The sequence below is a fragment of the Carnobacterium mobile DSM 4848 genome (genome assembly GCF_000744825.1).
Lineage (GTDB): Bacteria > Bacillota > Bacilli > Lactobacillales > Carnobacteriaceae > Carnobacterium_A > Carnobacterium_A mobile.
On record NZ_JQMR01000001.1, the window covers coordinates 529926 to 555485 of the forward strand.

Consider the following 25560-nt stretch of genomic DNA (forward strand, 5'->3'; position numbering starts at 1 on the left):
GTTCCTCCTACTTGCCTTTAATTGCTCTCAAATTGACTTAGGTATTCCCAACGGGTCATTTTTTCTTCTAATTCCTTCTCATTCAATGTCAAAGATTCTTGAAGTTCTTGCAACAGTGTAAAATCGCTGCTATTTTCACTCATCTTTTTTTGTATCGTTTCAATTTCGCTCTCTAACTCAAAAAGTTCATCTTCAATGGTCTCCCATTCTTTTTGTTCTGTATAGGTTAATTTCTCTTTAACATCTTTACTTTTTGAAGCTTTTGGTTTTTCTTCAGAAATAGGTTTTTTATGATCTGAACTTTTTCCTTGATTGGCTGTTTTTTCCATTTCTTCTTCTGCAATAAACGTGGTGATATTCCCATAATAAGGAACAACTTTTCCTTCACCTTCAAATATTAATAATTTTTCAGTGGTTTTATCAAGAAAATACCGGTCATGCGAAACTGAGATGACGGCTCCAGGGAATGTTTCAATGTAGTCTTCCAAGACAGTCAATGTAGCAATGTCCAAGTCATTTGTGGGCTCGTCTAATAATAAAACATTTGGCTGCTGCATCAATAATTTTAACAAATACAACCGTCTTTTTTCTCCACCGGACAGTTTGCCAATCAGTGTTCCATGACTAGATTTTTCAAATAAGAATTGTTCCAATAAATTAGTCACGCTGATTCTTTCTCCGTTAGAGGTTTCGACTTCTTCTCCTACTTCTTGTAAAAATGAAATAACCCGTTTGTTAGGATCCATTTCTTCAGTGGTTTGAGTATAGTACGCAATTTTAACCGTTTCGCCTACAACTAGCGTACCAGAATCTAACGGGATACGGCCTGCCAGGACGTTTAGCAACGTTGACTTACCAGCACCGTTTTTGCCGCTGATTCCAATGCGATCTTTTGCTTGAATCAATAAATTAAACTCTTTAATGATGGGGTGTCCTGCAAATGTCAAAGAAGCCTGTTGTAAATCGAGAACTCGTTTTCCAATACGTGCTCCTTCTAAATTCATTTCAACAGATTCATCGCTTTTTACTTGATGCAAGTTTTCTTCTAAGTCATTAAAACGATTGATACGCGCCTGTTGTTTTGTTGAACGAGCTTTTGCTCCTGTTCGCATCCAAGCCAGCTCTTTTGTATACAATTGTTTGCGCTTATGCTCAGCCCGAATAGAAGCCTCTTGACGTTCTGCTCTGGCTGTAATATAGGCTTCATAGTTGCCGGTATACATAATGGCTTGACCATGCGAAAGTTCGATCATTCGATTCACGATTCGGTCTAAGAAATACCGGTCATGTGTCACTAACAAAAGCGCTCCTCGGTAACCACTTAAGTAATTTTCAAGCCAAGTAATGGTTTGGAAATCAAGATGGTTTGTTGGTTCATCCAATACCAATAAATCGGGCTCTTGTATCAACACTTGAGCTAATCCGACTCGTTTCCTTTGTCCGCCTGACAGCGTCGCAATGGATTGATCTAAATCGATAATACCTAATTTACTTAAGATGGTTTTAGCATTTGTTTCTGCCAACCACGCATCATGATCATTCATCGCTTGTTCTGCTTTTGAATACGCATTTTGATAAGCCTCGTTCATCGGATCGAGTGTCAGATGTTCTAACGCTTTTTCATAATTTCTCAGCGCTACTAAAATCGGTGTATCTCCTTCAAAAAGAGCATCAAAAACTGTTTGTTCAGATTTTAATTCTGGTTCTTGCAATAAGTACCCAATACGATAATCTTTCGGAGTTTGAATTTCACCTTTTTCGCCGCTGTCTCTGCCTGTAATAACGTTCAATAAGTTACTTTTACCCGTACCGTTAACGCCAATCAACCCTACGCGTTCTCCAGTTCTAATGGAAAAACTAATATTATCGAATAAAACCTTTTCTCCATAGGTTTTCGTTAAATCGATTACTTTCATTTCTTTCATCATTAATCTCCACTTTCCCATAATTAGTGCTCTTTATTTGATCTATTCTATCTTAACATAATTGAACTGAAAAAAATTTACCTTGCTTACTATTATTAGAGGTAAGTCTTAAAGGCTGCCAAGTCTTGATAGATCGTTTCTAGTAATGTACGATTATAAAAAATTGAAGCTGGATGAAAAGTCGGGAAAACACGGTATTGTTTTTTTGACCACGAAAAACTTTGTGCGTCTAGTGAAGCTACTTCTTGAATAGGTCCCACATACAATTGTCCGTGTACTTGAGTGATCTTTGCTTGATCTCCGACTAACCGTTGAAAACCAATATTGCCCATCGCTAAAATAATCGGCGGGTCTATTTCTTTGATTTCATAATCCAACAGGGGTGCATGGGCTAGAATTTCTTTTTTACTCGGTGTGCGATTGTACTTACGCATAAAAAATTCTCCGGTTTTTCTATCTACTTTTTCTTTTTCACGATAGGGCCGGCTTCTAAATGTACTCGTCATATATACTTCTTCACGGGTCACACCTAAAAACTCGAAAAAATTCATGAGTTCTTTTCCTGCTCTGCCTGTAAAAGGAACACCGCTGACTGTTTCAACTTCTCCAGGAGCTTCTCCTACCAGCATAAAACGCGGATGTTTAGGCCCTATTCCCCATAGGAAACCTTCTACAGAAAATCCCGCGTTGCGTTCTTTTGCCAGATCCATTAATTCTTGTGTTAAAGCCGTTTCCATTTTTCAGGCATCTCCTTTCATTAGAGTCATTTAGCTGCCTCTCGTTCTAAAATAAACCCGTTATTTTTCCATCTTCTGTAATATCCATTTTTAAAGCTGCTGGTTTTTTTGGTAAACCTGGCATCGTCATGACTTCTCCAGTCAATGCGACAATAAAGCCAGCGCCTAACTTTGGAACAAATTCTCTAATGGTGATATCAAAATTTGTCGGACGGCCTAATTTTAGAGGATCATCTGATAAGGAGTATTGTGTTTTGGCCATACAGACCGGCAAATGCTCCCAACCATTTTCTGAAAATAATTGCATTTGCTTCAAAGCTGTTTTTGAAAACTGCACTTCAGAACCGCCATAAATCGTTTTTGTGATTTTCTCTACTTTTTCTCGAACAGTAGTAGCCGCAGCTTCATATAAAGGAACAAATTCAGGTTTTTGGTTTTCAATCACCTTCATTACTGCTTCGGCTAGTTCTACTCCGCCCGCTGGACCATTTTCCCACACTGAAGTAACGGCTACCGGTATCGCTAAAGCATGAAGCAAATCAATTAAACAAGCTTCTTCTTTAGCCGTATCTTCTGAAAATTCGTTGATTGCCACAACTACCGGCAAGCCATAGCGATGGATGTTTTCGATGTGTTTTTGCAAATTAGTAAAGCCTTTTTTCAAAGCTTCCACATTTTCTGTTTTCAAATTTGTTTTAAGAACACCGCCATGCATTTTCAGTGCACGAATCGTTGCCACAATCACGACCGCATCAGGCGCTTTTTCTAGCTGCGGAACTTTGATATCTAAAAATTTCTCTGCCCCTAAATCAGCGCCAAATCCTGCTTCTGTTACAGTATAATCCGCCAACTGCAAGGCGGTATGTGTAGCTAGAACGCTATTGCAGCCATGAGCGATATTGGCAAATGGACCTCCATGTACTAAAGCAGGGGTATGAAATAACGTTTGAACCAAGTTAGGTTTGATGGCATCTTTCAGTAATAAAGCCAAAGCTCCTTGAACCTCTAAATCAGCTACTCTAACCGGTTTATGATCATAAGACTCACCTATCACGATTTGGGACAATCGTTTTTTCAAGTCTTCTATATCTCTAGCTAAACATAAAATTGCCATCATTTCACTGGCGACAGTAATGTCAAACCCATCTTCACGCGGCACACCGTTGACTCGGCCGCCTAATCCGACAACTACATTTCTTAAAGAACGGTCGTTCAAATCTAGGGCCCGTTTCCACGTAATCGTCGTTGGATTGATTTTACAGGTATTTCCTTGATAAATATGGTTATCGATAAAAGCCGATAACGCATTATTCGCTGTAGTTAAAGCATGCATGTCTCCAGTGAAATGCAGATTAATATCATCCATTGGCATAACTTGCGCATGACCACCACCGGCTGCTCCACCTTTCATGCCCATAGTAGGTCCCAAAGAAGGCTCTCTAAGCGCTAAAATAGCAGATTGGCCTAAGTGACTCAAAGCATCGGCTAACCCCACAGAGACTGTTGTTTTCCCTTCTCCGGCAGGTGTGGGGTTAATCGAAGTAACTAAGATCAGTTTTCCCATCGTCTTTCTCTTCTCAAATGTGTGATTGAGACGGGTTAAATTAATTTTAGCTTTATACTTTCCATAGAGATCTAAATCATCTTCCGATAACGCAAGCTTTTCCGCAATTTCAACAATCGGCTTCATTTCATTTTTTTGAGCTATTTCAATATCTGACAACATGCACATTTCCCCTTTCGACTAAAACAATCAGACGCTATATCTTCAATTGTTCATTTTCGCTATTTTCAATTATACAATAGTTGACTCAAAAGAAAAACCTTCGCCTGCTTGGATGGCAATCGAATAAGAAATAAAGCTAAAAACACTCTCTATCGCTACTTTCCATTTGACGAAAGCGGTTAACATTCCTATAATAATAGGGGTAAGCCGTTTCTTCTTGTATCCTCTTTATTTTTTTGCGCAAGTTGGCTTAAGGTTGGTTGAAAAATTCGTTAAGGGGGACTGTCAGATGGAAAATGGAACAGTTAAATGGTTTAGTAATGAAAAAGGGTATGGATTCATTGAATACAATGAATTGGAGGATATTTTTGTTCATTTTACCGGGATTGAAAATGAAGGATTTAAATCATTATCAGAAGGACAGCAAGTTGCATTTAAAATCGTAGAAGGCACACGAGGACCTCAAGCAACGAACGTGGTTGTGATTAACCAACTTTAAACGTCTTATTCAACTAATGGATTGCTTTTAATTAGTTTAACTTACAAAAAAAACGATAACTCGTCTGAGTTTATCGTTTTTTAAGTTTTTATTCTTTATTCAGATTAATGGTATTTATTTTTACTATTCCTAAAGCTGGACTAGTATGCTGAAGTGCACTTAATAAGTGTTTTTTATTTTTTTTGTTTAAATAAAAAATAATGGGCTCAACCGAATCAACTTGTTCCATTTGAATCAACCGCTGTTCTGAAAAAGTTAATTTAGTTAAATTAGAAACCGGGTAATCCGTTACTTTGATCCCTCTAAAATACCTTAATGTAAGCTTGCCTTCAGATAAAGTCAACGAAGACCCCAAACCAAAATATAAAAGAATGAGACTCGCCAACCCGAGGACAATACTGATACTAAAATGTTGGGCTTCTAAAAATCCTATCAGACTTAAGAAAAAAAATAGCCAGCAAAACGACCAATAAATAATTTGATAAGCGGGCTCTAAAGAAAGCCTAACTTTTAATTGCCTTTCTATTTTGCATACCCCCCGTTCATTTAGCACATCTTTAAAATTATCATAACACAATTTTTTTTTAAAACCAATGTAGAAGAAGAAAGGAAAAAGTTTATATGTTAAGAATGTATACAGACGCATCAACTAAAGCTGATCCAGGTCCAAGCGGTGTTGGGCTTGTCTTTATCAGTGAAGGACTACATAAACAATTAGCTATCCCCCTAAAAAAAGAAATGAGCAACCATGAGGCAGAATTTGAAGCAGTAATTGCAGGCTTAAATTATCTGGTAGAAGAGCAATTGGCCTCTCATGATTTATTGATGTTTTCAGACAGCAAAATCGTTGTAACTGCTGTTGAACGTAATTATGTTAAAAATCAAAAGTTTCGGCAGTATCTCCTAACGATCAACCAACTTTTGCAGCACTTTCCTTCATTCAGTATGCAATGGATCCCTGAAGCACAAAATAAAGAAGCAGATCATTTTGCACGTCAAGCGTTACAGCTGCGGTTAAAAGCAAATCCTTCATCTTCGTAAAAAAATAGTTTAACACTCATAATTCCCTATTCTACAAAAAAAGGTCCTTTGTAATCGTGTTGGTAATTCTCAGATAGTGAAATTTCCTCCGAAAACTTCAAGACTGTAGAATAGATTCATTTTTCTTACCAACATCAAAAATAATAGAACCCAAAAAAAGCGCTAAGAAAAGTCATTCTTAGCGCTTTTTTTCAATGTTTATTTTTTTGGCCCACGCGGCGGGCGAGTTCCCCAATATTGAAATAAATCGGTTCTGAGAGCGCCATTGTATAATTTGCGTTTTTTCGTTGCTCGTTCACCGTAATGTGTTTCAAAAGTTAAATCGCTTGTTAGAATATATTTGCTCCAAGTCTTTAAAGGTCGATAAACTTCACCCATCTGCTTGTAGAGCGCTTGAATTTCTTCTTCTTCACCTAACCGTTCGCCATAAGGAGGGTTAGCCAGAATAACACCGTATTCTTTTTCTGTTGTAAAGTCTGCTAATTGCATCTGTTTAAATACAACACTATCTCCTACTCCAGCTTCGATCGCATTTTGTTTGGCTATTTCAATCATTTTAGCGTCTATATCAGTTCCCACGATATCTAATTCAATTTCATGATCGATTGCTGCTTTGGCTTCCGAACGCACTTCTTTCAAAATCGATTGATCAAACCATTCCCATTCCTCAAAAGAAAAACTACGGTTAAGACCCGGTGCAATATTCCGACCAATCAATGCAGCTTCGATTGGAAGTGTTCCTGAACCACAAACTGGATCATAAAACGGCCGATCTTTGCGCCAAGTTGTCAGCGAGATCAAAGCTGCTGCCATATTTTCTTTTAATGGCGCTCCACCCTTAGCGATTCGATAGCCGCGTTTAAATAAACTAGGCCCGGTAGTGTCTAATGTCAAAGTTACTTTGTCTTTTAATAGCGCAACTTCTAATTGATACAAGGCTCCAGTTTCAGGTAACCTCGTCCGGCGATGATAAACTTCGCTCAAACGATCCACGGTAGCTTTTTTTACTAATGCTTGACAATCAGACACACTGTAAAGAGTTGACTTGATTGATTTGCCCGCTACTGGAAAATTAGCATCCATTGGCAAATAATCTTCCCAAGGCAATGCTTTTGTCTTTTCAAACAGTTCATCAAACTCATAAGCGTCAAATTCTCCTACAATGATCTTTACTCGATCAGCAGTTCTTAACCACAAGTTTGTTTGAGCAATGTCTTTCTCCGTACCTGTAAATAAGACTTTGCCGTTTTCTACTTGGCATTCATAACCCATGCCACGTAATTCTTTCCCAACCAAGGCTTCTATACCGCTAGCTGCAGTTGCAACAAGTTGAAATTGTTTCATTATTTTTTCTCCAATTCTTTTTTATTCGTTTTATGAAGAGCATCGAAAAGCAAAGATAAATATAAAACCCTCCGAAAAGGAGGGTTTTATACCTGAATCTGTAAATTTCTGTAAGCCATGTTCTGTCTCAGATAAAATGTCAGGGTCACTTTTATCCGGAGGTAATTATCTGTCTGCAATTACTGCCTCTTCCATCGGTTCAATTCCCTAGGAAAAGTGCCCCTACCAAAGTTTGGGTTGCTCGCTCGAGGGGTTTACCGCGTTCCACCAATACCGTTTCCCGCATTGCTTCGTCACTGTGGCACTTTCAAGAATACTCAAGCATAGTCTAAGACCTTAGCCCTTTTTTCTGCCGTCACTTTATCCAAAGATAAAGGCCTTAGCTTATTGTTTCGCTAAGCACGAACACTACAAGCATCGCAGCTTGTGCGAGCATGGACTTTCCTCAGCCTAGTCAAGCTAGACCGCAATTACCCGAAATTTACAAATAAATTAATGCTTGTTTCTACTCGTTTTCTTCTGTTTCATCTAATCTTGAACCAAATACGTGTCTTTCTAAATTAGATAAACGTTTTAAGATATCAAAGTTCGTTACCGTATTATTAGGCTGTGCTGATGAATAAGCTGGTTTAGATAAAGTAGCTTGTTTCGTTAATTCATCTACTTTACTTAGCAAACGTTCATTTTCGGCCTTCAACTGCGTAAGTTCTTTGTTATATGATTCATAATCACGAATCACATCATCTAAGTATTCGTCCACTTCTGCAGGATTGTATCCACGCATACTTGTTTTAAATTCTTTTTGCAAAATATCTTTTGTTGTTAACGTTCTATTTGCCATGACTGCACCTCTTTTTATCCTTCATTCATGATACGGCATTAATTCTTAATAGAATAGAATCTCTTAAGGGTATTATAGCAAAGAAAAGCAGAAATAAAAACTAAATTTTACATAATTCCGTATAATTCCTTTTCTCTTCCTCTTTTGCGTTGTTTTTATCAAATAAAAAAAGCGTTTATTCTTCAATTGCCGTGTTTTGTAATTGGTCAAAATCGATTAAGCGGCATTCATAATCGATTGATTCTTGTTTTGCTAAAATAGCTTTATACAACCATTTGGTCTTTCCTTCGCTTTCAGTATCATAAACCAACAAAGCTGCTTGGGTATGCTCCAACAGAAAAGACTGATGATTTTTTAGTTGAGAAGGATCTTTATACGGCTGATGTGAGACCGATTCAACAAAGTCGGCTAATGTTTTTAATTTCGCTAGTTTCCCTTGATTTTGTTCATTCCAGTTAGAACCGAATTCAAGAAAAGGAAAAATCAATCCCTGCTTAATATCTGGGTATTCTTGTTTTAGCTCATCAACGACTTCCATCGTCCACTGTTCCACTCCAAATTGGCCAGTTGTCAATATCCATTTGACACCCTCTTCAATATAGAGACGAATTTCTTCCTTTAAACATTTTTTTATGACCGCTATTTTAGGATCATCCTCTTTAAAAATCCCTAATTCAAATGACCGATAGCCGCTAACTAATAAATTTGTTACCAAGTCTTCTCATTCTCCTTTTCTTTCGAGTGCCGTATTTGATATAATAGGATACAGGAGTGTGATAGAATTGGTTATAAAGTATCCAAATGGCAAGAGCTACTCTCATGATGCCGAAAAGATAAAGAAAAAGCAAATAAAAAAGAAAGACCTTTCTTTTAGTAAAAGGGGTATGACTTTAGAAGAGGAGTTAAATGAAAGCAATGCTTACTACTTGGCTTTTGGCAAAGCGGTCATTCACAAAAAACCGACTCCTATTCAAATAGTTCAAGTGGATTACCCTAAACGCAGCGCAGCCGTTATTAAAGAAGCTTATTTTCGGCAAGCTTCTACTACAGATTACAATGGAGTGTACCGGGGTTTTTATTTAGATTTTGAAGCTAAAGAAACAAAAAATAAACTTTCATTTCCGCTTAAAAATTTTCATCAACATCAGATTACACATATGCAGCACTGTTTGAAACAATCTGGACTTGCTTTTGTCATTTTGCGATTTTCAGCCAGTAACCGAATCTTTCTTTTAGAAGCAGCCCATTTGATCCAATACTGGGAAAATCAAACTAAAGAAGGACGAAAATCGATTCCTTTAAAAGACCTTGAAAAAATAGGTTACGAGTTGTATTATGGACTATCGCCTCGTATTCCTTATTTAGATATTGTTGACCAATTGATCGCCCAAGTAAGGAAATAAAAACAGTTTTACTGCTGTTACATCTCACAGAATTTGAAGGAGAAGAATACTATATGTCAGAAAAAAAAGAAACGATGTCTCGTGTCTCGAAAAAGCAAAACGATAAAAAGAAACGTTCTCAATCAACTAAAAAGAAAAAAACTTCAACAAAGTCTCTCTGGAAAAAGATTATTTGGGGTATTTTGTTAGCTATTCTAGCAGTTTTGATTGCTGGTGCTGGTTTATTTGTGTATTATGCTTCTTCTGCTCCTAAATTATCTGAAAAAGACATTACGGGTTCCATTTCGTCAGATATTTTAGATGATCAAGGGAATGTCTTCTATACTTTAGGAGGTCAAAAGCGCGAACTTGCTAAAGAAGATGAAGTACCACAAGTTCTAAAAGATGCGATTATCTCGATCGAAGACCAACGTTTTTATACGCATAAAGGAATCGACCCTATCCGGATCGGCGGTGCGGTAGTAGCGAACTTTACGAATGGTTTTGCTTCACAAGGCGGTAGTACCATTACCCAGCAGCTGGTTAAACTCTCGGTTTTCTCCACTAATGAATCTGATCAAACGTTAAAAAGAAAAGCTCAAGAAGCCTGGTTAGCTTTAAAGTTGGAAAGAAAATATACTAAAGAACAAATTTTGACTTTCTATATCAATAAAGTTTATATGTCGGATAATAATTATGGAATGAGTACAGCGAGTGAATATTACTATGACAAACCACTTAGTGACTTAACTTTACCAGAAGCTGCTACTCTTGCCGGATTGCCACAATCGCCTAATTCATATAATCCTAAAACGCATCCTGAAAAAGCGAAAAAAAGACGCGATTTAGTTTTAGATATGATGGTAGAAAATAAGAAAATAACCGCTGCTCAAGCGGAAGAAAGTAAAGCCGTACCGATCGAAGAAGGTTTAATTGATCGAACAGAAGAACAAACGAATGAATTAGTTTTCGACTCTTATATTAAAGAAGTCATTTCAGAAGTAGAAGAAAAAACGAACTTAGATCCCTATACTGCCGGATTGACCATTCAGACTAATTTAGATATGGATGCACAACAGCGCCTGTATGATATTCTAAATTCTGATGAATACATTGCTTATCCGGATAAAGACATTCAAGCCGGTGTTTCAATGGTCGATGTGCAATCGGGACAATTAAAAGCTATTGGCGGTGGCCGTAACCAAGAAGTGCAATTGGGTACAAACCGTGCCTCAGAAATGAATCGTAGTATCGGTTCTACAATGAAGCCTCTTTCAGTTTATGGACCTGCTATTGAATATTTAAATTACTCTACCTATGAACAAGTAAAGGATGAACCTTATACCTTTAAGAGCGGCGATCCTCTTTATAACTACGATAAAAGTTATTTAGGACAGATCAGTATCCGGAAAGCTTTAGTAGATTCAAGGAATGTTCCAGCTGCTAAAATTCTTCAAGAAGTCGGTTACGCTGATTCAACGAAGTTCTTAAACAATTTAGGTATTGATCCTTCTAGTTGGAACAACAATAGCGGTTTAGTCGAATCAAATGCTATTGGCGGAGAAGTAACACCTATCCAACTTTCAGCTGCTTATGCTGCTTTTTCTAATGGCGGTGTTTACACTGATCCTTATACTGTTTCAAAAGTTACTCTTCAAAATGGACAAGAAATTGATTTAACTCCAGATTCTAATCAAGCGATGAAAGAATCAACAGCTTATATGATTACAGATATCTTAAAAGAAACGGTTAACACAGGAACGAACAGTGACTTGGTCCCTATTGCTGGAGTACCTCAAGCAGGAAAAACCGGTACGACCAACTATACGGATGAAGAAAAAACTAAGCACAATATCCCTAGTAATGGAGTGCCAGATTCATGGTTTAGCGGCTATTCGAGTAATTATTCGATCTCTGTTTGGGTGGGCTACGATAAAAAGTATGAGGATGGCCATTGGCTAAGTCCTAGTTCTCAACAATTGCCACGAAAAATTTATCGTTCGCTGATGTCTTATGTTTCAGAATCAGTTACCAATAACGATTGGACTAAACCGGCTTCTGTTGTGGAAGTTGCAGTGGAAAATGGATCAAATCCAGCTAAACTGCCAGGACCTAACACTCCTTCTGATAAGATTGTTAAAGAACTATTTGTAAAAGGAACACAACCTACAACTGTTTCTACTTCTTTTGGTGAAAAATTAAAGGCACCAAGTGGATTAAAAGCAGCTTATGATGAAGAAAAAGATGAAATCTCTATCAAATGGGATGCTTATTCGCTTACAAATAAATCCGATTCTGCTAGTTATGTCTTAACCGTTGGCGGGCAATCGTACGAAACTTCTGACTTATCTTATGTGGTACAAAATCCACCAGAAGGAAAAGTAGACATCACCCTAGCTGTTAAAGTAGAAGAGAAAACTAGTCCAAAAGCAACAACTTCAGTAACTGTTTCACCTAAAAAAGAAGAGGAAGACAGCAGTTCTGACAGTTCTTCAGAAAGTTCAGAAGACAGCTCTTCAGAAAGTTCTTCAGAGAGTTCGAAACCAGACAGCAGCTCTGATACCGCTTCTGATTCTGCTAGCGAAAGCAGCAGCTCAACTTCTTCCTCTTCTGAGGAATCGTCATCCTCATCTACATCTTCTGATAGCGAAAAAGAAGATGCACAAGAAAGCTCTTCAGAAACAGCACCTGAATAAATACAAGAAAAGCTCTTTATCCTTTTGGATAAAGAGCTTTTCTGCTGCTTTTGTTGGTTCTTTTTTTCTGGTGTTGGTAAGGAAATTTCCTCCGGACTACAGGGTTACTTGTGGAAAGCCATGGGATCGTTTTGAGCCGAAGAACGTGTCTCAAAACTTACAAGTTCAAACTCAGCGTAGCGGCTAAAGCCTAACGCTAAGTAATTCTCCTTGTATCCTTTTCCATGGCTACAAGCAACTCCCTATTCCTCCAAAAATTTCTGAGATGTGTTTCTAAATCGTTTCGAATGAGAAGAAAACCAGTTTCGTTACTGACCAACGTCAAATGTTGTAAAACCCTTTTGTTCGCTAGACCGTCTCTAATGAATACTTCCTTCTTTACTAACTGCTTAACAAAAGAAAACTCTATAAAAAGCTTAATCGTTTACCATTTTTTATAATATGCTATACCAATAAAAGACTAAAAACCGTTTCGTACTCTGATACAAAGCAGTTTTTAGTCTTTTCTTTTTTCCAACACTTAGAATAACTCAATTGGGTTTTATTTTAAACCCACTAATTGAAGGCAAACCGTATGGTCATGGTTTCTTGCTGTACATTGATAGCGTCCAAAAAAAATCAATCGATGATGAGCTATGCTCCACATTTCAGGCGGTAATTTTTTCATTAGAATTTCTTCTACTTGCCGCACAGTTGCATCCGGCGGACAAATCCCTAAGCGCTTTGTTACTCGTTCTACGTGAGTATCAACTGCTATTGCCGGAACATTAAAAGCTACACTCAACACTACATTTGCTGATTTTCTGCCAATACCTGGAAGAGATTCTAATTCTTTTCTTGTACGAGGAACTTCCCCATTAAACTCATCCACTAATTTTTTGCAGCAGCCTTTTATATATTTTGCTTTATTCCGATATAATCCAATCGTCTTAATGGCATTCATAATGTCTTCTAACGGTGCTGTTGTAAAGGCTTCTGGAGTTGGATAGCGGTCAAATAAGTTAGGCGTAATCTTGTTGACAGATACATCCGTTGTCTGAGCGCTTAACATTACAGCAATCAAAAGTTCAAAAGCATTACGGTGGGTCAATTCACACTTAGCATCTGGAAAAAGCTCTCCCATAGCTTCAATTACTTCAACTGTCTTTTTTTTGCTTAACATCCGATCTCTCCTATGTTACTCATTATCATTTAACCAGTTATGCAAGGGTACTTTTGTGCCGATTTTTTTATCTGTTGATGGATTAACGGAAGTAGCTTTATTTTGCCGGTGACGTTTAGCTTCTTTTTCTACTTGGTCTTTAGAACGAATATTTTTACGCTCCCAGTTTAATAAAATCCGATCCACGTACTTCAAATTGTAAACCTGACTTAAAACGGCTTCTCTTAAAGCCAGCTCAATTAATTCAACAGGGTATTTATCCTCATCAAGCCACATACCGATTGTCTGAATTTCAATTGGTGATAATGTTCTGCCGAATTCTGCTTCAAAACGACGGAATAGTTCTTGTTCAGACAATTCTTGTTCCTGATGGTGTTCTTCTTTTTTTGTTTGCTCTAATAAGAGTGCCAGCCTATCCCAAAGCAGTGTAAGACTATATTGATCATTTGTCTTTCCCTCAGTATTTTTTTCGGTCTCAATGCTCAATACTTTCTTTTGGATCAGATCATGAATACACTGAAAAACTTCAGCGGAAGAAATATCCATCCGTTTGGCAATTTCTTCCGTGTCAGGGAATAAAATACCGCTGTCTATAAAAGATTTTAGCTGTAAAATCAAAATCAACTGTTCATTCGTCAACCCAATTTCCCGGTATTTTTTTAAAAGGATAGTTGAGACAGTCGTATTTCCAGCTTCAAGCCAGGCATGTAAAAGTTGATGATTCATTTTTATTCTCCTTAATAATTTCCTTTTTTCCATATTTACCAGAGATGGTAATTAAGTTAAATCTTATGCATTGAGAAAAAGACAGTAACTCAAGAAAACTTAAGTTACTGTCGTTCATTTATGTTAAGGATAAATACGGTTTAACAAACGTGGAAACGGAATAGATTCTCGAATGTGTTCTGTACCACAAATCCAAGTTACTGCTCGTTCTAGCCCTAAGCCAAAGCCTGAATGCGGAACAGAACCATATTTACGTAAATCTAAATACCAAGCGTAATCTGCTTCTGTTAGCCCGAAATCTTTGATTCGTTCTGTTAAAGCTTCGAAGTCAACTTCACGTTCACTTCCGCCGATAATTTCTCCATACCCTTCAGGCGCAATTAAATCTGCACATAACACAACATCTTCACGCTCTGGGTGCGGCTTCATATAAAATGCCTTGATTGCTTTTGGATAATTCAAAATAAAAACAGGTTTGTCAAATTGATTCGCAATAAAAGTTTCATGCGGAGAACCAAAATCATCACCCCACTTGATATCATCAAAGCCGTTTTCATTCAATAATGAAATAGCATCATCGTAGGAAATTCTTGGGAAAGGCAGTTTCGTATAATTTTTCAATACTTCTTTATCGCGCTCTAAGACGGATAAGGCGTAATCACAATTATCTAAAACGCTTTGAACGATATAAGCTACATATTCTTCTTGTACTTCTAAACTTTGTTCATGATCCATAAAAGCCATTTCCGGTTCTATCATCCAAAATTCAATCAAATGACGGCGTGTTTTAGATTTTTCTGCCCGGAACGTTGGTCCAAATGAAAAGACTTTACCGAAAGCCATTGCTCCAGCTTCCATATACAATTGTCCACTTTGAGATAAGTAAGCTTCTTGGTCAAAGTACTCTGTATGGAACAATTCAGTAGAATCTTCAGCAGCATTTGCTGTTAAAATAGGCGGATCAATTTTTATAAAGCCTTCTTTATGGAAGAAGTTATACGTTGCCATAATAATTTCATTGCGGATTTGCATAATGGCATGTTGCTTAGATGAACGCAACCATAAATGGCGGTGATCCATCAAAAATTCTGTACCATGTTCTTTAGGTGTAATTGGGTAATCGTGGCTTTCTCCAATTACTTTGATTTCTTTTACAGTTATTTCATAACCAAATTTTGAACGGCTGTCTTCTTGGATCACTCCGGTGATTTCGATAGCTGTTTCCTGTGCTAACCCTTTAGCTAATTGAAAAACTTCTTCATCTACTTCGCTTTTTACGACAACCCCTTGAAAAAAGGCTGAGCCGTCACGTAATTGTAGAAAAGCAATTTTTCCACTGGATCTTTTATTCGCTACCCATGCTCCGATAGTTACTTCTTCGCCAACATGGTCTTTAGATTCAATAATTGAAATATGTTTCACTGTTGTAGACTCCTTTGGTTTAAATATTAACTACTTTCACTTCATTCCGTATTCAAAAGTAGTATGGACGTTTCCTATTATAACCAACTTATTCAAAGTTAGCATTAAAAATTACGAAAAATTTTGCCATTCCTTAACTTAATAAATTTACTTAGATATTTTCAATATCTTTTACCCATTTTCCTTCTTTAGCTGTTACAACATAATACCCCAAGCGCCCGTTTTTTTGCTTATAGGCAACTTCCCATACAGGAACACCTTCTTCAATCCCGACACGTGTTTCTAAAAGTTCGGCAGGCTTTTTTGTTTCCCAGACAATTTTTTTAGCAGCTTGTTCAGAAATGAATTCACCTTGTTTTAAAGTGAGCACTTTTCCTCCCTTTTGTTCTACAATAACCAGTAACTTTTCTTTTTTCTGATTTGTGCCTGATACACTGAAATAGGTTTCTTCATTATTATACCAATAAAATTCATCAGTAGTTGTCATTCCAGCTGTTTCTTTGGCAATTTTAATGGCTTCAGCTTTTGCTTGTTTTAACGGCTGGCGACTTGTATTAAATAAAAAAATAGAAAAAACTATTACAATGGCCATTAAGATCGTCAATAGACTAATTATCGTCTTTTTCATAACATCCCCACTTTTACTTGTTTCTTTTCATTGTATTTATTGTTCGTCTTTTAAGAAAAGCGGCAATTCACGCCCTAAGTCTTCTTTCGAGATAACCTCTTTTGTCATTTCAGACGGTAAAGCTGTCAACATCTGTTGACCATAAGACGTATGAACCAATCGGTCGTCTAAAACAAGCAGGACGCCCTTATCTGTTTCCGATCGAATCAGCCTTCCTAAACCTTGTTTCAAGCGAATGGTTGCTTTTGGTACCGCATCTGCCATAAAGGGGTTTATGCCTTCTCTTTCTAGCCATTGATACCTCGCTTTAGTAAAAGGCCGGTCTGGTGATTCAAAAGGTAAACGCGTGACTACGATCAATCTTAATGATTTGCCTGGTAGGTCCACCCCTTCCCAAAAACTATCAGCGCCTAATAGAATCCCTCCAGCTGAATGGAAAAAGCGTTTTAACATGCGGTCACGACTGCCGGATAAACCTTGTGCCAGCAATTCACGGCCTAAAAAGGCTGAATGTTGCTGGATCAGATCATAAACAGCTTGCAATGTCTCATGTGAATTAAACAAAACCATCATGTTTTCATTTGAACAATGGACGAGCACTTCTAAATATTCCACTATCATTTGAGCAAACTGTTTTTTAGACAATTGTTTGATTGGTTTCAATTCTTTCGGTATCCATAACTTTGCTTGATCTCGATAATCATATGGCGTAGGAATAAGCAATTTGCGTAACGGTTGCTCCCCTAATTGTTTTTCGAAGTACGTAAAAGCCGAATTTAACTCTAATGTGGCACCAGTATATAAAATAGATTTTGTTTGTTCCACTAATTTTTTCCTTAAAAATTCGCTGCTGTCGATTCTGGAACGCTTGATCACAAAACTATCCTTAGGGCTCTTTTGTTTAAACGAAAACCAAGTTACTTCATTTTGTTCGCTATTTTGAAAAATGTGCTGAAAAATAGCTGTTTGTTCTTCAAGCGTCTGCATCAATTCAAAAAAATCATCCATTAAGTGACGTTCTCGTTGCGTCAACTGTTTTCTTTGAGCAAGAGCTTGTTGGGTTACTTCCATTCCTAAAATAGTGACATCTTGCAACAAAGCTACTACTTTTTTAGTGAGTTTCCTTAATTCGAGCGACCAACTTGTTGTTCGAACAAACTGTAAATCAATTTGATCTTGTTTTTTTTGCGCTTCAGTCATTTCTATGTGGCAATACATTACTAATTCTTCAAAAAAAAGAGACAGCTCTTCTTCTAGAGCCAGTGTACTCATTTCGATCAAATTTAATTGAGACGTTTGAATCCCAACATTTTTAGGAACCAGTTGATTCAACCGGCCTAAAAAGCTTTTTTCTTCCGCTAATTTGCCAACCAATCTTAAAAGGTGCTGATTGCGATAATAAGAAAAAATTTCGCTTGACGCTTCTGTAGCAACATCTGCTAAGTGATGGGCTTCATCAATCACGATTTTTTGAACATCGGGCAATATAGGTTCTTTACGATGTAAATCATGGCATAAAAAAGCATGATTCGTAATGATGATACTCGCATTCTTAATCTTTTCTTGCGCAAACAAATAAAAATCCTGTTCATAAAACGGGTCTTCTTGCATAGTATCTACCCAACCGCGATGGCGAATTTTATCCCAAAAAGGCTGAAGGTAATTCGTTAAGTTTAATTCATCTAAATCGCCCGTAGTGGTTTCCGTTAACCACGTTAAGGTACGCATTCTTAGTAGAGCATCCAGTTGATTTTCAACAGGATCTTTTAACACTTCTTGGAACTTGGCAAGGTGAATATAGTGTCGTTTGCTTTTTAAAACAGCTGTTTGGATTGTAAACGGTAAAATTGCGTTTAATTGTTTGCTATCTTTTTCAAACAACTGTTTTTGTAATAAAGTAGTATACGTACTAATGACCACCGGCTCTTGAGGAGTAGCTAGGTAAGCTAGCGGCAACAAATACCCTAGTGTTTTTCCTGTTCCGGTAGCTGCTTCAATCGCAAAATGTTCAGATTGGTGTTCTGATTGATGTTCTGAAAAATAATCATAAACTTCATCCATCATTTTAATTTGCGGTGTGCGCATCGTTAACTTCTGTTGAAATAATTCTTCTTTTTCTTTGTTTGTGACTGGATAATGGACGGGAACGCGATGGGTTCTCTGTTCATAATCCACCGTCTTTTGCTGTAAGGCCAAACCTTCTTTGACGATTAATTGCTTAGGCAATGGTGGGCGTTCTGTATACATCTCGCTCAGTGTATCTTTAAAAAACTGACCTGTTTGCATTGTACAATGATAAGCTAATTCTACCAGCTTTTCAACCGTTACTAATGGCAACTGTTTCAACTTTTTCTTTAACATTAAAAATAGCTCCGCAGTTACATAAGCATCACTATCTGCCTGATGCGGATTTTCGTGTGAAAAATTAAAGGCTGCGGCTAAATCATTTAAACGAAAACTGGGTTCCGTCGGCAATAATATTTGAGCTATCTCAACCGTATCTATTCCACTGATTGACAACGGCGGCAGTCCACAGCGAACGAATTCTTCTGAAAGAAACCGATAGTCAAATTGAATATTGTGCGCCACAAAAATACACCCATCTAATAAGTTGAAAATAGTGGTCGCGACATCTTCAAAATAAGGTGCATGAGCAACTTTTTGATTTGTAATCCCGGTTAACTGTTCGATTTGTTTTGAAATGCTCACAAGCGGGTTAATATCAGTGGCATATTGTTGGACGATCTTTTCATCTTCAATCAATACACAACCAAACTGAATAATGCGGTCTCCGCTGGCCACATTTCCTCCCGTAGTCTCAATATCTACTACGGCATATGTAACTTTTTCCTTCACTCTAGTCACCTAATTCTAGTTTCTTATTCGGTATTCTTTTCATCTATCATACTATGAAGCAACGGAAAATACAAAAAAACTATGAACCATTATAGTCCATAGTTTCTGATTTTAGTTGTTAGCTAACTGGGTAAATTTCTTCAGCCTTTTTATTTGGATCAATCACAACATATAAATGATTTTCTGCAGAAACAAAGCCTGTTTGATAAGCATTGTCATTTCCGTCAACATCTGATGGGTTATAAGGGAAGTACACACAATCTGCCTCTACGATCACATCTGATTTAGGATGGTCTCCGTCTTTATAAAGAATATCCATTTTTTCAATATCCGGGTGTTTTGTTACCCGTTCAAACATACCTAATTCCAATCCGCCTAAATTAATATCATTGGTGTTCACATTATCAGCTTCTGGGGAAACTTCAATTTTTAAAGATTCGCACGGGAAAATTTCTTGTAATTCTCCACCTTTGATTCGTCCGAAACTTTTACTGATTTGTTTGATCCACAAGTCTCCAATAAATTCTTTTTTAATCGTCCAAGTTTCACCGTTTCTAAAATAAAACTTCAAAGCTGCTACTTCTTTTTTCATTATCATTTCCTCCTTGTGATTGTTTTAACATGTTCATTATATCACAATTAAAAGAAAAATAAAGAGAAATATGCTAATTTGTGAAAAAAATATTTTGAGAGGATAGAAAAACCAATAGCTCGATTTTTCCTTCTCTTCTTTCCCAGGAATTGTGCTTAAGGAGATCTTGTGTTTATGTTGCAAGTGACGTTAGCCTAGTGATCTTTTGATAAAAAATGTGTTAAAAATAAAAAAGATGAAGAATATATCCCTACGATATTGGTAATCACTGAAATCGAAAGCAACAGTTATCTGTCAGAAAGTATACTAATTCCCGCATCAAAAAAAGCAGCATGAGTTGTGAAGTACTCATGCTGCTATACAAATAATGAATGATTAACGTTTCGAGGATTTAGAAGCTTTACGAGCTTTCTTAAGACCTGGTTTTTTATTTGACGTCTTGAATGGGTATGAAAAGACTTGATATGACAGTATTTTGAAAAAAATCATATTGGAGGAATTTGAATAGACTCGAACCTAATGTGTTCTAATTTTGGGTTCTAAAATTGGTAGTATATTTCGTTGCTTTATTTTATATAATCAAGTTTCTAGCTCAACTTATAATACCACTGAATACAAATAAAAAAATGTTTAATTTATTTGTAGGAAATTAAGTATGATACTAGTCTAGATACTTCTATTTTAATCGATGTGTCTATTTATTTTCCGATATTTGAGACAATCATTTAGACTTTCCTGTTATAATTTAATTATTACCTAGGATTGAAGAACAGGAGAATAAAAATGACCCTAAAAAATCACATTGAGCAAATTTTTAAGGATAATACCCAATATATAAACCCTAGTCAAGCTGTGAATCAAGCTAGTTCCTTAGATGCGTTATCTGGAGATCTTTATACAGATTCGACAAGATTTATCTATGAACTTTTACAAAATGCTGACGACTCTTCATCAAATAACAATTTAATTAAAGTATGGATTAAAATCTTCGATGAATATTTAGTTATCGCTCACTCAGGAACCCCATTCAATATACAAGACATTCGTGGAATTTGTAATGTAAATAATGGTACAAAAAAATCTGATATTACTAAAACTGGTTATAAAGGAATTGGATTTAAATCAGTATTTGGGCAGTCTAATTATGTAACAATTTATACTAATAATGAATATCTTAGGTTTGATTCATCGTATAAACATAAATGGGACTGGGAAAAATCTCAAGAAGAATGGGAAATTAATAATGGTAGAGCGTTCCAATTTCCTTGGCAAATTATTCCTATATACACTAAAGAAGAAGAAATTCCAAAACACATCACTCAATTTATAAAAGGAATTAATGCCAACGTTGCAACAATAGTCAAGTTAAATAACGCTAGTGAAACATCTATATCAGTTGAAAAAATATCTCAGAATACAAATTTATTTTTATTCTTAAAAAACATATGTGAAATAACTTTTGATATTGAAAAGTTAAGTACTGTTAAAATTAATAGACCATCAAAAGATAAAATTTCCATTCAAAAAAATAATAGCGAGGAAATTAATTGGTTGGCAAACACTATTCAACTACCTGTTCCAACAAATGTAAAAAATATTTTGATGAAAGAAAAAAACATACCCGATAAATTAATTAATGCTTCTTCAATAGAATTAACTTTAGTAGCTAAATTAGGTAAAAATGGAATTAGTAAATTAAGCCAAGGCGATAAACTGCTATATTCTTATTTACCAACCGATGAACGTAATTATCCTTTGCCGGTATTAGTTAATACCAATTTTCTTACATCTGCCAATAGAGAATCTCTTCACATAGATTCAAAATGGAATCAATGGATTTTCAAAGAAATTGCTATAGAAATTTTTAAATGGATTTCAAAATTAGCTTTAAGCGAATTTAAGTCTCAAGCATATCAGCTAATACCTTCTGAGCTTACTGATAATGATTTAGGTAAAGAATTTAACAGTGGCATTAAAGATGCCCTTAATGAAATTCCATTCATACTCTCCAAAGAAGATGAACTTCTCAAAGTTGAGGAGACCATTGTTGACTATACTTTGTTATCTGATAAATCATTTATAGATTCTCAGAAAATAAAAAATTTCGTATCCAACTGTGGTCCGGATGAAAAAAAGAATATACCTAAAAAATTTGCTAAAGACTTTCAATATTTTCGTAATTTTAAACTACTAGGAGCAAAAAGCTTTGAGTGGAAAAACTTAAAAAACTTTTTAATGTCTCCATACTTTCGTCAATCTCACACTATTGATAGAAATATCGAATTAATAAAGTTTCTTAAAAAAGTTGCTAATTCAGAAAGGTTTGAAGAAGTTTCTAATCAGTTTGTTACAGGACTTCCTTTTATTTGGGATCATAAAAATGTGCTGAATTATCCAAATCAAGTTTGTTTTCCAGAGGCAGGTGACAAGAATTGGCAAAACAAAGATAATGAACTATCATTCATTCACCCTTCACTACTACAATGGTTATCAGAAGATTTAGAAACTAGAAGATGGTTAGAAGATTTAGGGATGACTGAAAAAACAGATATAACTTATATTACTCAAAAAATAATACCAAACATTGAAACTTACATTACTAAAGAAAATGCTATTACTATTGTTAGAGAATTATTCAATTTATATAAAAATGGATCTCTATCTAAAGAAATACTACAACAATTAAATGGACTAAAATTACTAACCACTACTGGTTCTCTTCATTCGGCAAAAGATTGTTATTTTTCGAATTATTATAATCCGAGATTAAAAATTGAAGATTTACTAGAAATAGATAATTTAATAAGTGAATTGTATTGTACTAACCTCAATGAAAAAGATGATTGGAAAATTTTCTTTAAACATCTTGGAGTAGAGGAAGGGATTTCAAAAAAAATATTAAAAGATAAATTCTCCAGTTCAAGTACTGATATAGATATAATCAGCACTTATTTTAATACAGATGATAAAAAATTTAAACCCTTTGTTTCAGAATTTACTGCAAACGAGTTTAGCAATATCACAACTTTAAAGCTTAGCAAATTTACTGAAAATAATTTTAAATTTGCTTCCCCTTTTTGGTCAGATTATATTAATAACTTCAATCCTGACAATATAGAGATTCCTGCGATAGCTTTTTGGGGACGTAATAATTACGAAGGCCGTACAACTGGGGATAAAATACAAAATTATGTTCCTTGGTTGATCAGAAATAAAAAATGCATACCAACACTTTCAAATACATGTGAAACTACACATGAAGTATTTCTTAACACAAATGATATTAAAGATATATCTTCAAAATATTTACCTGTTTTTAATGGTCCAGATTTAACTTCAGATTGGAGAGCTTTTTTCGGATTTAAAACCTCACTATGTCTCAATGATTATTTAACAATACTCGAAAAAATTTCTAATGATATGGATGATAATGGTCGAATAAAGAAATCAAATATTGAAAGAGTTCAATTGATCTATGAAATCTTATTAGATAAATGTGTTAATTGGAGCTCTTCTGAAATTGAAATAGTCAGTAAATGGGCTGAAAATGAGACCTTGTTAAATACAAAAATGGGATTCAGTGAATGTAAAAATCTGAAATGTTTTATTGATGGCAATGAGTCTATTTTTCAAGATCAATATAGTTTCATACTACTCAACGCTGAAAACAGAAAAAATCCCCATTTAGAAATTTTATTCCAGTACTTTGGGGTGCAACTGCTTAAACAAGATGAATTTCAATTAATTTCTACCAAAAAGGAAGAATGTGTACCTCTAAAAAGTAATTTACAATCTATTATTCCTTACTTATTGCTTTGGATTAATAGTAGCTCCTATGCTGATAATTTAAGTATTAACATTGAAAAATTAAATAATATGATTAGTTCATTGATGATTTTTCAATCTGATAAACTAGAAATCACTTATGAAGGGATTAATTTTGTAAAAAGTGTAAATACTCATTATTCAAATTCTACTTTATATGTGACTAATCCATGGAATAGCAATAGTGTATTTTTAAACCTATCAAATATTCTTTGTAATTATCTTGAGTTAACTGGACATGAAGAAAAGTTGGATTTTCTATTAAGATCAACAAAAGAAGAAATTCTTGACTATTTTATACAAGAAGAGCTAGGTATTCCTGAGCAAAGTCTGTATGATGATTTGTCCGATAGCCAAACAACAATAAAAAATATTAATTCGTTTAAAGATATACGAAATGCAATAGATACAGAAAATGTACGTCCTGAATTTTTCCATTTATCTAGATCTGATTATAACTCAATGCTTTATGTTGAAAGTTTAATTTCTAGAGCAGTTCCAAATATACTTGCTCACCTAGGAAAATTACCTGAATATGATTGTTCTCATCACTATAATATTACTGATAGTATAATTGGAGGTATAACTAAAAATGGAAACAACGTAACAATCGTTGCACGTCCCTCTGATAATCATCAAGTATTAATTTACTACACTTCTGAGTTTGATGTTCTAGAACATGTTGATGCAGAACTTTGGTATGAGGATGGGATAAATGTTCCAAAAAAGATTACTCTTGGACAACTTTTGAAAACAACAGGTATAAATAGAATTCCAATAAACAATATTGATATTAAAGAATATAATTGGGAACATTTAGAGCAAAAAACTAAATCTGAAGTATTTGAATTTAATGCAGTTCCATTCGATCCTTATAAAATAGCTCAGATTATTTCTTCTTTTGCTAATACTAAAGGTGGAAAATTAATTTTCGGCATGAAAGAAATAGATATGAGTAAAAATGAAATAGTTGGCCTTAGTGACGATTTCCCAATGTTAGACATTATCCAAAAATCAATTTCTTTACTTTCTATACCTTCGGTTATCACTTATAACTGGATAAAGAATGATGATAAAAAAATATTTATAATAGAAACAAAAAAAGCAGAGGAAGAAATTCTACTTGAAGGTAAAAAATATATTCGTCAGGGTATCCAAAGCATTCACGAAAGAAAAGAAATTCAAATAATCGAACCAGAATATAATAGAACTGTAGCTGTTATTATTGCAATTGAAGAATATGCTCCTAGATCGAGCAACCAAATATCTAAAGTTAAATATGCGAAAGCTGATGCATATTTGTTTAAAAAGATGTTAGAAGAAACTATGTATATCACCGAAGATGATATCACAATGATTATTAACGAAAAGGCATTAAAATCTAATTTAGAATATGATTTAAAAAGCTTGTTCGCTTCTTTGACTGAACAAGACAGATTAATTTTCTATTATGTTGGACATGGGTTCCATAACGGAGTTACTAACTACTTATCAACTTATGATATGCATCCATCCAATATAAATGAAACTGCGATCTCTTTACAACATATATTACTCAATCCTTTACAAGAGTCTAAATGTAAAAATGCTCTTATTTTTATAGATGCTTGTGCACAAGCTTTTCAAAATCCAATGCAACGAAACAGTATTACTGATATAAACGATGAAGAAATTAGAGTTCTTATTAGTGAATTTCCCTACTATGCGACTTTCTTATCATGCCAACCTGGCGAAAGTTCTTATTCTAGTGATGATTTAAAACACGGAATATGGACATATCATTTAGTTGATGCAATGAATGGTAATGTTTCGGATATTCTTTTGGAAAAGAAATATCTTACAGATATATCATTACAAGAGTATCTTTCAAAGAAAGTTCCGATATATACAAAAGAAGAACTTGAATATGAACAAAATCCAAAAGCTGTCTTAGATTCCAGTAGATCAAGTATTATTGTTAAAATTAAGAAAGATATATCTTTTAAATGATTAAATAGGTATGAAAAGACTTGGTATAACATCTTTTGAAAAATTCGTATTGAATGAGTTTGATTACATTTGAATCTAATATGTTCTAAAATTGGTAGTATGTTTCGTTTATTCTATCTATTAAAAATTAAATTTTAAAGGTGATTAGAAAAACATTCTAGTCATTTTT

18 protein-coding genes and 1 other RNA gene are annotated in these 25560 nt (G+C 35.2%); 5 read left to right on the forward strand and 14 right to left on the reverse strand.

Annotated elements, in window-relative coordinates; translation table 11 throughout:
- Nucleotides 1-17: 17 nt before the first annotated feature.
- From BR87_RS02395 to BR87_RS02405, 3 genes are all read right to left on the reverse strand, one after another.
- Nucleotides 18-1925 carry an ABC-F family ATP-binding cassette domain-containing protein gene (locus tag BR87_RS02395; protein ID WP_035028217.1) on the reverse strand — a complete coding sequence of 636 codons (1908 nt, stop codon included), beginning with the start codon at nucleotides 1923-1925 and terminating at the stop codon, nucleotides 18-20.
- Nucleotides 1926-2020: 95 nt separating this feature from the next.
- Nucleotides 2021-2662: a uracil-DNA glycosylase gene (locus tag BR87_RS02400; RefSeq protein WP_035028220.1), complete on the reverse strand. Its 642-nt coding sequence runs from the start codon at nucleotides 2660-2662 to the stop codon at nucleotides 2021-2023.
- 46 nt (nucleotides 2663-2708) lie between these two features.
- Nucleotides 2709-4388, reverse strand: a complete 1680-nt coding sequence (locus tag BR87_RS02405; protein WP_035028223.1) for a formate--tetrahydrofolate ligase — start codon at nucleotides 4386-4388, stop codon at nucleotides 2709-2711.
- Nucleotides 4389-4677: 289 nt separating this feature from the next.
- On the opposite strand from BR87_RS02405, the gene BR87_RS02410 reads away from it, so the two are divergent.
- Nucleotides 4678-4887, forward strand: coding sequence for a cold-shock protein (locus BR87_RS02410; RefSeq protein WP_035028226.1), 210 nt, complete (start codon nucleotides 4678-4680; stop codon nucleotides 4885-4887).
- Nucleotides 4888-4975: 88 nt separating this feature from the next.
- Here BR87_RS02410 and BR87_RS13155 read toward each other — a convergent pair whose 3' ends face one another.
- Nucleotides 4976-5533 (reverse strand): EbsA family protein, encoded by a 558-nt coding sequence (locus BR87_RS13155; protein ID WP_051929624.1) that lies wholly within the window; start codon nucleotides 5531-5533, stop codon nucleotides 4976-4978.
- Here BR87_RS13155 and BR87_RS02420 point away from each other — a divergent pair.
- Entirely contained in the window at nucleotides 5509-5928 is a 420-nt protein-coding gene (locus tag BR87_RS02420) for a ribonuclease HI family protein (protein WP_035028229.1), read from the forward strand. The genes BR87_RS13155 and BR87_RS02420 overlap by 25 nt on opposite strands.
- Before the next feature lie 198 nt (nucleotides 5929-6126).
- Here the strand turns inward: BR87_RS02420 and BR87_RS02425 are convergent, their stop codons facing one another.
- The 4 genes from BR87_RS02425 to BR87_RS02435 all read right to left on the reverse strand — a co-directional run bounded on the left by BR87_RS02425 (nucleotide 6127) and on the right by BR87_RS02435 (nucleotide 8828).
- A complete protein-coding gene (locus tag BR87_RS02425; protein ID WP_035028232.1) occupies nucleotides 6127-7272 on the reverse strand; it encodes a THUMP domain-containing class I SAM-dependent RNA methyltransferase in 1146 nt (381 codons plus the stop codon).
- Between the two features lie 106 nt (nucleotides 7273-7378).
- An RNA gene (gene rnpB, locus BR87_RS12790) (RNase P RNA component class B) lies at nucleotides 7379-7754 on the reverse strand.
- Nucleotides 7755-7777: 23 nt separating this feature from the next.
- The gene (gene gpsB, locus BR87_RS02430; protein ID WP_035028235.1) at nucleotides 7778-8113 is read right to left on the reverse strand and encodes a cell division regulator GpsB; all 336 of its coding nucleotides are present in this window, start codon (nucleotides 8111-8113) and stop codon (nucleotides 7778-7780) included.
- A 175-nt stretch (nucleotides 8114-8288) separates the two neighbouring features.
- Nucleotides 8289-8828, reverse strand: a complete 540-nt coding sequence (locus BR87_RS02435) for an SLOG family protein (RefSeq protein WP_035028238.1) — start codon at nucleotides 8826-8828, stop codon at nucleotides 8289-8291.
- A 67-nt stretch (nucleotides 8829-8895) separates the two neighbouring features.
- On the opposite strand from BR87_RS02435, the gene recU reads away from it, so the two are divergent.
- Together recU and BR87_RS02445 are read left to right on the forward strand one after the other, a co-directional pair.
- A complete protein-coding gene (recU, locus tag BR87_RS02440) occupies nucleotides 8896-9516 on the forward strand; it encodes a Holliday junction resolvase RecU (RefSeq protein ID WP_035028241.1) in 621 nt (206 codons plus the stop codon).
- Nucleotides 9517-9569: 53 nt separating this feature from the next.
- Nucleotides 9570-12191 carry a PBP1A family penicillin-binding protein gene (locus tag BR87_RS02445; protein WP_051929626.1) on the forward strand — a complete coding sequence of 874 codons (2622 nt, stop codon included), beginning with the start codon at nucleotides 9570-9572 and terminating at the stop codon, nucleotides 12189-12191.
- Between the two features lie 541 nt (nucleotides 12192-12732).
- Here BR87_RS02445 and nth read toward each other — a convergent pair.
- From nth to BR87_RS02475, 6 genes are all read right to left on the reverse strand, one after another.
- Nucleotides 12733-13353, reverse strand: a complete 621-nt coding sequence (gene nth / locus BR87_RS02450) for an endonuclease III (RefSeq protein ID WP_035028244.1) — start codon at nucleotides 13351-13353, stop codon at nucleotides 12733-12735.
- 15 nt (nucleotides 13354-13368) lie between these two features.
- On the reverse strand, nucleotides 13369-14079 hold the full coding sequence (locus BR87_RS02455) for a DnaD domain-containing protein (RefSeq protein ID WP_035028246.1): 711 nt from the start codon (nucleotides 14077-14079) through the stop codon (nucleotides 13369-13371).
- A 123-nt stretch (nucleotides 14080-14202) separates the two neighbouring features.
- The gene (gene asnS, locus BR87_RS02460; RefSeq protein WP_035028249.1) at nucleotides 14203-15501 is read right to left on the reverse strand and encodes an asparagine--tRNA ligase; all 1299 of its coding nucleotides are present in this window, start codon (nucleotides 15499-15501) and stop codon (nucleotides 14203-14205) included.
- Between the two features lie 151 nt (nucleotides 15502-15652).
- Nucleotides 15653-16129: a cell wall elongation regulator TseB-like domain-containing protein gene (locus BR87_RS02465; RefSeq protein WP_035028252.1), complete on the reverse strand. Its 477-nt coding sequence runs from the start codon at nucleotides 16127-16129 to the stop codon at nucleotides 15653-15655.
- Nucleotides 16130-16165: 36 nt separating this feature from the next.
- Nucleotides 16166-18985: an ATP-dependent DNA helicase DinG gene (gene dinG, locus BR87_RS02470; RefSeq protein ID WP_035028256.1), complete on the reverse strand. Its 2820-nt coding sequence runs from the start codon at nucleotides 18983-18985 to the stop codon at nucleotides 16166-16168.
- A gap of 118 nt (nucleotides 18986-19103) precedes the next feature.
- Nucleotides 19104-19577, reverse strand: coding sequence for a hypothetical protein (locus BR87_RS02475; RefSeq protein WP_035028257.1), 474 nt, complete (start codon nucleotides 19575-19577; stop codon nucleotides 19104-19106).
- 783 nt (nucleotides 19578-20360) lie between these two features.
- Between BR87_RS02475 and BR87_RS02480 the strand changes: the two genes are divergently transcribed.
- On the forward strand, nucleotides 20361-25391 hold the full coding sequence (locus BR87_RS02480; protein WP_035028260.1) for a sacsin N-terminal ATP-binding-like domain-containing protein: 5031 nt from the start codon (nucleotides 20361-20363) through the stop codon (nucleotides 25389-25391).
- Nucleotides 25392-25560 lie beyond the last annotated feature (169 nt).